Origin of the sequence: uncultured Campylobacter sp., assembly GCF_938039245.1 — a bacterium.
Lineage (GTDB): Bacteria > Campylobacterota > Campylobacteria > Campylobacterales > Campylobacteraceae > Campylobacter_A.
This window is the reverse complement of record NZ_CALHVN010000020.1, coordinates 79652-86356: the sequence shown is the minus strand read 5'-3', so window position 1 is coordinate 86356 and position 6705 is coordinate 79652. Positions and strand designations below refer to the sequence as shown.

Genomic DNA, 6705 nt, shown 5'->3' with positions numbered 1-6705 from the left:
CGACGTGGTGGCGCTCTTTCCTGAGGGGCATATCAGCTATAACGGCCAGATAGACGAGTTTGCGCACGGTTACGAGATAGCCGCAAGCGATACGAACTCAGTCATCGTGCCGTTTTATCTGCGGGGTCTTTGGGGCTCTAGCTTCTCGCGCGCTCAAAAATACTACCAAAAAATCAGCCGCAAAATAGACGGCAAGCGCGCTATCAGGGTGAGCTTCGGCGCGCCTTTGGCACCTGAAACCAAAGCCCCGCAGGTGCGCGAAAAGGTCGTCGAGCTATCGTTTTTTAGCTGGGCGGAGTATCTAAAAACGCTCGAGCCTATGCAGTTCAGTTGGCTAAAACACGCTAAAGCAAATCTGTTTAAACGCTCGATGGTAGATAGCACGGGCGCTGATCTAAACAATCTCAAGGTTATCGCGACGGTGCTTGTGTTTTTGTCTAAATTTAAATTCTCGTTTTTAAAAGAGCGAAACGTCGGCGTGATACTGCCTTCCTCGGTGATGGGTAGCATTATAAATTTGATGCTATTTATCAGAGGCAAGATAAGCGTAAATCTAAACTACACGCTTAGCGAGCAAAATTTGATCGGCTGCGCGGACAAGGCTGGGTTAAGAAGCATAATCACGTCGCGCCAGTTTATCGCCAAGCTAAAGGCTCGCGGCTTTGAGCTGGAAGAATCTCTAAAAGGCAGACTAATCTATCTCGAAGACGTCGCGCAGGGCATAAGCAAGGCTGATAAAATTTGCGCGATGCTAAAGGCGGTTTTGATGCCGCGCTGGCTGCTTGAGCTTATTTATTTTCGCGACGTTCGCATAGACGATGATGCGACGATACTCTTTAGCAGCGGCAGCGAGGGCACGCCAAAGGGCATCGTGCTAACGCATAAAAACATAATGGCTAACATCAAGCAAATTTCAGAGATCGTAAATACGGACGGCAACGACGTGATCTTAGCGTCGCTACCGATATTTCACTCGTTTGGGCTTACAGCGGCGACCTTTTTCCCGCTTAGCGAGGGTATCGCCTCGGCTCACGTGCCCGATCCTACAGATGCCTTTGCTGTGGGCAAGATGGTCGCCAAATACCACGCGACGATAATGTTTGGCACTTCAACGTTTTTTAGGCTCTATACCAAAAACAAAAAGCTAAATCCGCTGATGTTTTCTACGATCCGCTACGCCATCGCCGGCGCTGAGAAGCTAAACGCGGCCGTTAAGCGCGAGTTTAAGATGAAATTCGGCGTCGAAATTTACGAGGGCTACGGCACGACCGAGACCTCGCCCGTCGTTAGCGTAAATACCGCAAACGTGCTAGAGCCCGAGTTTTTTAAAGAGCTTGTTTTTTCAAAAGAGGGCAGCGTGGGTCTACCGACAGCCGGCACGATAATACGAATCTGCGATCCAACAAGCCTAGAAAAGCTAGAAAACGGGCAAGCCGGCCTAATCCTAATCGGCGGCCATCAGGTGATGAAGGGCTACTATCTAGATGAGGAGCGCACGAAAGAAGCGATCGTGGAGCTAGACGGTGTGCGCTACTATAACAGCGGCGACATCGGCTTTTTAGACGAGGCGGGCTTTTTAACCATCACGGATAGGCTATCTCGCTTTGCTAAAATCGGCGGCGAGATGATAAGCCTAGGCGCGCTCGAGGCTCAAATCTCAGGCGTGCTGGGCGATGAGGTTACCTTTGTCTGCACCAACGTCGCCGACGAGAAAAAGGGCGAGCAGGTCGTTATGCTCTTTAGCGGCGAGATAAGCGAGGAGGACGTGGCCGCGCGCATCAGGGCTTCTGCGATACCTTCTATCATGCAGCCTTCAAAAATTTATAAAGTAGATGCCGTACCGGTGCTAGGAACGGGTAAAGTGGACTTTAAATCAAGCAAAAAGCTAGCAGCCGAGTTAGTCGCCGGCGAGGGAAATTTGAGCACGACGGAAGAGGCTTAAATTTACGCTATGATAGGCAAATTTGGCGGCTAGGTCGTCAAATTTGCCTATTGTCTAAGCTCTGGCAAAAGACCCTGCAAAATTAAATTTTAAAACGGCGATACCTGTTTATAAACACCTAAGTTTAATCACAATATAATCATAATGAAAATAAAATAACAAGGTAAATTTTGAATTTAAATTTAAAACAAAAACTCTTCGGTAGCAAACTTAAAAAGATAGTTTGGTCGGTCGTGCTTTTTACGGCGATACTCTGCGCAGCATTTATCCGCATCGTGCCAGATTTTTCCACCTCGCGAGGCTTTGTGATAGTTTCTCTCTCCGACTACGACAAATACAAGCAAGGATACTGCCTAAAAGAGAATAGAATTTTGCCCAAAGAGGAGCTGTATAAAAGAGTAGCAGGGGCATATTTGGACTATGACGTAAAGTTATATTGGATGATTGATGCTTATAGGCTGAAAACCTTCGGTAGTCTTTGGTCCAGTAGATATGAGGTTGCATACTATGAACTAGAAAATATAAACTTATCGAATTGTTTTGAAGTATTAGAAAAATATTACCAAGAGGGAAAAACAACCGAGCAGATACTGATGAAAGAATTAAAAGCTAAAAAAACCGATCCAAAGAAATATTTAAAAATAAATTTGAAAGATACGAGCGTTGGATTTGATAGACCGATAGTTAGGGTTGGCGGCGACGATAAAGCTGTTACAGGCACTTTGTTTCTTGATAAATTCGCTATATTTAACGGTAATTATATGCAATTTAACCATTCGGAGTATATTTATGACTTGGTAACAAATTTTGACATTACTAGAGAATACTATAAAAAGAGAAAAAATGCCGTAGTCGGTATTGGAAAAGGTTTTAAATTTGATAACTGCGGCAATATAAATTATCCGCTGGAAGAAAATTATTTGGGCGGTAGAGATATAGAGATGCGCTAAAAGTTTTATATAAATTTTATTAAAGATTTTAAAATAAAAAATTTCATATAAAGGATAAACAATGGCTGTATTTAATCTAAATTTAAACGACAACTATTCAAAACAGTTGCTAAGCTACTATATATAGGTCAAGATACCCAGCCGCCGGTCGGTAAAGTAGCGTCCTAATAAATATCACCGCGATAAAATAAAAGGCGAATTTTGAACTTAAATCTAATACGCCTCATAACGATGATAAATTTTGGATTTTAGCGGTTATGGATAGCGTAGAAATAACACCCTTTCATCGCAATTTAGCCGCATGTGCGGTTAAATTTGCTTGATAAAAGCTAGCCTGCCTAAACGCCAAATTCGGCTACCGCAGACTAGCTAAATTTACACCAAATCCCTGCTGCTAAAGATAAAATATCCGCCCACAAGCATAATCGCGCCCAAAATCAGCGGGTAAAAAATCGAGTAAAGCACGAAGCCAAATACGCTAAAGTTGTTTAGCACGAAGTTTGACGCCACGCCGATAACGGCTAAATTCGGATCAAACAGGCTAATCGCCGCGATCCTAAAGACCTCGATGGGGTTAATGAGCGCGATGAAAAAGATGATATCCTCGCGCACGTTGCTTTTCATCAAAAAGCCCATGAGAGCTAGATCCAAAAATGCCAGCAAGATAAGCCAGAGCAAAAACGCGACGCCCTGACCCATTTCTTGATTTTTGATCACCGAGGAGATGAGAAATCCAAACGACAAAAACACGAAGCTAAGCGCAAAAAGTAGGGCGGTGTAGAGGCTTAGGATATCCCATGGGATTTCGATTTTTTTAACTAGACCGGCAACTACGGCTAAAACGAAAGAGAGCAAAAGCGGCACGAAAATAACGAAAATACGCCCCAAAGCCTTGCCGAAATAGTATTCACCCAGGCTAATGGGAAAGCTAAGCATGTATTCAAGCAAATTCGTGTCGCGGTCGGCGCTGATGCTGCGCACGGTCGAGATGAGGATAAAAATAGGCACGATAACGATGCAAATTTGGATAAAAAGCAGCAAAAGCCGCGTAAGTCCGCTAAAGCCCAGCACCCGCGAGTCCGTCACGCCGCTAAAGATAAATGTAACGATAAGCCCCATAAAAACTAGCATATAGATGAGAAACCAGCGCGAGCGTAGCGACTCGGCGACGTCTAGTTTGGCGATGAGTAGCAAGTTACGCATGAGCGCCTCCTTGAGAGATTAGCTCGTCTTTTATGATCTGCCCCAGATCCATCTCGACGTAGCGGTTTGATATGTCCTGCACCTCATCAAGCCTGTGCGAGATGAAAACCAGCGTTTTTTCGCGCGCGAACTCGCCCAGCAAGTGCATAAAATTTCGCCTGGCTTTGGGGTCTAAATTTGCCGTCGGCTCGTCAAACATCATAGCTTCGGTGTTTTTAGCGAAGGCGATTGCGATTAGCATTTTTTGCTTCATGCCGCCTGAGAGTTTGTAAAAGGGCTTATGAAAATTTCCTTTTAGATCAAGCTCCATTTTCTCGCAAAATTTCTCTATGTTTTCCTGCGGGGCGCCCGAGCTTTTGCATACGAACTCGCAAAGTTCTTTTAGGTTAAATTTAAGCGGCGGCGGCGTTTGCGGGACGAAAGATATTACGCTAAGGGCTTCTTTGCGCGCGGCAAAAGGATCAAAGCCGTTTACTCGCACCTCGCCGCTGTTTGGCTTAAATTCGCCCAGTATGATGCGCATCAGCGAGCTTTTGCCGGCGCCGTTTTGTCCTAGCACGACCGTTTTTTGCCCTTTTTTTATGCTTAAATTTACGTTTTGCAATATTTTTTGCGAGCCAAAAGCCTTGGTGATGTCTTTTAAGATTATCAAATTTATCCTTTTTAGATGAGCTTTTTAAAGCCGTTGTCGAATTTCAGCGCGTCGTGGTGGCACACGTCGATACAGCGCCCGCAAAGCGTGCAGTCGCCGCCCACGAGACGAAATTCTTTTTTATTTTCGTCGCCGTCTAGTTTGGCGTTTTTCTTCGTGATTTCAAGCACGTGCGGCACGAGGCAGGTATCGATGCAGACTAAACAGTGGTCGCAGCGATCTTTGTTCCAGCTGACTTTAACGGCGTTGGTGCGGGTTAGCAGCGAATACGTCGCGCCGATAGGGCAGACGTAGCGGCACCAGCCCCTGCGGGAGTAGAAAATCTCCACTAAAAGCACGAAAAGGGCAAACCAAATCGCGTGAAAATAGCCGTAAATGACGAATCTAGACACGATGCCCGTCACGCTAAAAATCTCAAACACGAGCTGCGAGCTAGCAAAACTCATCGCTATAAAAAGCGCGGTAAAGACGTAGCGCCATTTGGGGTCGAACTCGCGGCGTTTGATGATTTTTTTAGCGGCTAAATTTTCGTGTATTTTCTCGCCGATCTCGCCTAAAAAGGTATAAGGACACACCCAGCCGCAAAACGCCCGCCCGCCCACAAGCGCATAAAAAAGCAAAATCGTAGCCGTGCCGATGATCAAATTTATCGGAAACTCGTGCGTCGCGGCAAATACTTGAAAGCTCATAAAAGCATCGGTCAAGTGAAATCCCAAAATCCTTGATCCGCTGATGTCGCCTTCTAAAATTTGAATATCTGCGCGGTAAGAAAGCACGAACAAAATATGCACTAGCGCGATTACGATGAGACGGCGTCCTCGCCAGCTGAGGCTTTTTTTGCCCTCGCCGTTTTTTATCGTCAGCGTATCGAAAAAATCGACCTTTGAGACCGTGCAGCGCGTGCTATATTTATCCATCCGCTACTCTTTAAATTTTGAAATTTCATCCGCTAACAAGCCTAAATCCTCGTCCGTTACGTTGTTTAAAAGTCCCTTCATTAGGCTGTTTGGTACTTTATTTTCTTTGTAGTCTTTTAGCCTAGCTAAAATTTCGTCCTTGCTTTTGCCTGAGATTTTAGGCGCCATTACGCCCTTGCCGTTTGCTCCGTGGCAAGGCGCGCAAGATGTGAGGTATCGTTTGCTAACGCCCTCGTTAGGCTGATTTGCGACGCTATTTTGCAGCTGTTTTATCTTTTTTATTTCCTCGGCGTCTTGCAGGTTTAGCTCCTCGTTTCGCTCTTGCTTAGGGGCGAAGTCTTGGGGTTTTATTTCGGGCCTGCTAGCGTCTTTTATGGGCGCTGAGGGCTGGCTAGTCAGCATAAAAATCATAAGAACCAAGACCAAAGCTCCAAAGATTATCGCTATTTTCTTTCCCATTTTAGCCTCCTATTTTTTTCTAAACTGCTCGTTAAATTCGCTGATTTCGTTTGCTAGAGCGCGGACTTGCGCCTCGTCTAGGGTTTGGACTAAGTCTTTCATCAGCGGATTTGCCTTTTGCTTGTTCTTGTACGCAAAGATCATGTCGTAAATTTGATCCGAGGTTTTATTTAGCAGCGACGGGCCGATGATGCCGTTGGCGTAGTCGTCGTGGCAGGCGGAGCATTTTACGATAAAGTCCTTGCTAAGGCGCCCTTTTACGAGTTTTAAATTTATGCTTTGCAGTGGGCTTCGCACCATCGCTAGCGCGCCCACTGAGCGACTAGTCTCGCTCTCCTCGTCGTCCAGGCCGAATTTGACTCTCTTTTTGCCGTTTATGTCGTAGCTCATAAACTGATCGTAGTCTTTTTGCGCGGTCGCGTTAGCGTCCGCTTTTTGCGTCTCTATCATGCCTGCGGCGGCGGGCGTCGCTTGCGTTTTTGCCGCTTGCGTCGCGCTTTTTTTATCGTCTTTGCTCTCGCAGCCCGTTATCAGCGCTACCACGGCGAGAGCCGCGAGACAGCCTAAAATTTTATTTCTCAT

7 protein-coding genes are annotated in these 6705 nt (G+C 45.8%); 2 read left to right on the top strand and 5 right to left on the bottom strand.

Annotation, left to right across the window (positions count from 1 at the left end):
- Together Q0218_RS03540 and Q0218_RS03535 are read left to right on the top strand one after the other, a co-directional pair.
- Positions 1-1942, top strand: a 1942-nt coding sequence (locus Q0218_RS03540) for an AMP-binding protein (RefSeq protein ID WP_297966273.1), incomplete at its 5' end; no start/stop codon positions are given.
- A gap of 170 nt (positions 1943-2112) precedes the next feature.
- Positions 2113-2892 carry a hypothetical protein gene (locus tag Q0218_RS03535; protein WP_297966271.1) on the top strand — a complete coding sequence of 260 codons (780 nt, stop codon included), beginning with the start codon at positions 2113-2115 and terminating at the stop codon, positions 2890-2892.
- A 375-nt stretch (positions 2893-3267) separates the two neighbouring features.
- Here the strand turns inward: Q0218_RS03535 and Q0218_RS03530 are convergent, their stop codons facing one another.
- Genes Q0218_RS03530 through Q0218_RS03510 form a run of 5 tightly spaced genes read right to left on the bottom strand, consistent with a single transcriptional unit; the run spans position 3268 to position 6705 of the window.
- The gene (locus Q0218_RS03530; protein ID WP_297966269.1) at positions 3268-4095 is read right to left on the bottom strand and encodes an ABC transporter permease subunit; all 828 of its coding nucleotides are present in this window, start codon (positions 4093-4095) and stop codon (positions 3268-3270) included.
- Positions 4088-4747 (bottom strand): ABC transporter ATP-binding protein, encoded by a 660-nt coding sequence (locus Q0218_RS03525; protein WP_297966268.1) that lies wholly within the window; start codon positions 4745-4747, stop codon positions 4088-4090. The genes Q0218_RS03530 and Q0218_RS03525 overlap by 8 nt, the downstream gene beginning before the upstream one ends.
- 11 nt (positions 4748-4758) lie before the next feature.
- Positions 4759-5664, bottom strand: coding sequence for a NapH/MauN family ferredoxin-type protein (locus tag Q0218_RS03520; RefSeq protein WP_297966266.1), 906 nt, complete (start codon positions 5662-5664; stop codon positions 4759-4761).
- Positions 5665-5667: 3 nt separating this feature from the next.
- Positions 5668-6123, bottom strand: coding sequence for a c-type cytochrome (locus tag Q0218_RS03515; protein WP_297966264.1), 456 nt, complete (start codon positions 6121-6123; stop codon positions 5668-5670).
- A 9-nt stretch (positions 6124-6132) separates the two neighbouring features.
- Positions 6133-6705, bottom strand: a complete 573-nt coding sequence (locus Q0218_RS03510; protein WP_297966262.1) for a hypothetical protein — start codon at positions 6703-6705, stop codon at positions 6133-6135.

Excerpts from the sequence above, each read along its gene's own strand:
- Q0218_RS03530 (WP_297966269.1), bottom strand. The coding sequence starts at position 4,095 with ATGCGTAACTTGCTACTCATCGCCAAACTAGACGTCGCCGAGTCGCTA.
- Q0218_RS03520 (WP_297966266.1), bottom strand. The coding sequence starts at position 5,664 with ATGGATAAATATAGCACGCGCTGCACGGTCTCAAAGGTCGATTTTTTC.
- Q0218_RS03515 (WP_297966264.1), bottom strand. The coding sequence starts at position 6,123 with ATGGGAAAGAAAATAGCGATAATCTTTGGAGCTTTGGTCTTGGTTCTT.
- Q0218_RS03510 (WP_297966262.1), bottom strand. The coding sequence starts at position 6,705 with ATGAGAAATAAAATTTTAGGCTGTCTCGCGGCTCTCGCCGTGGTAGCG.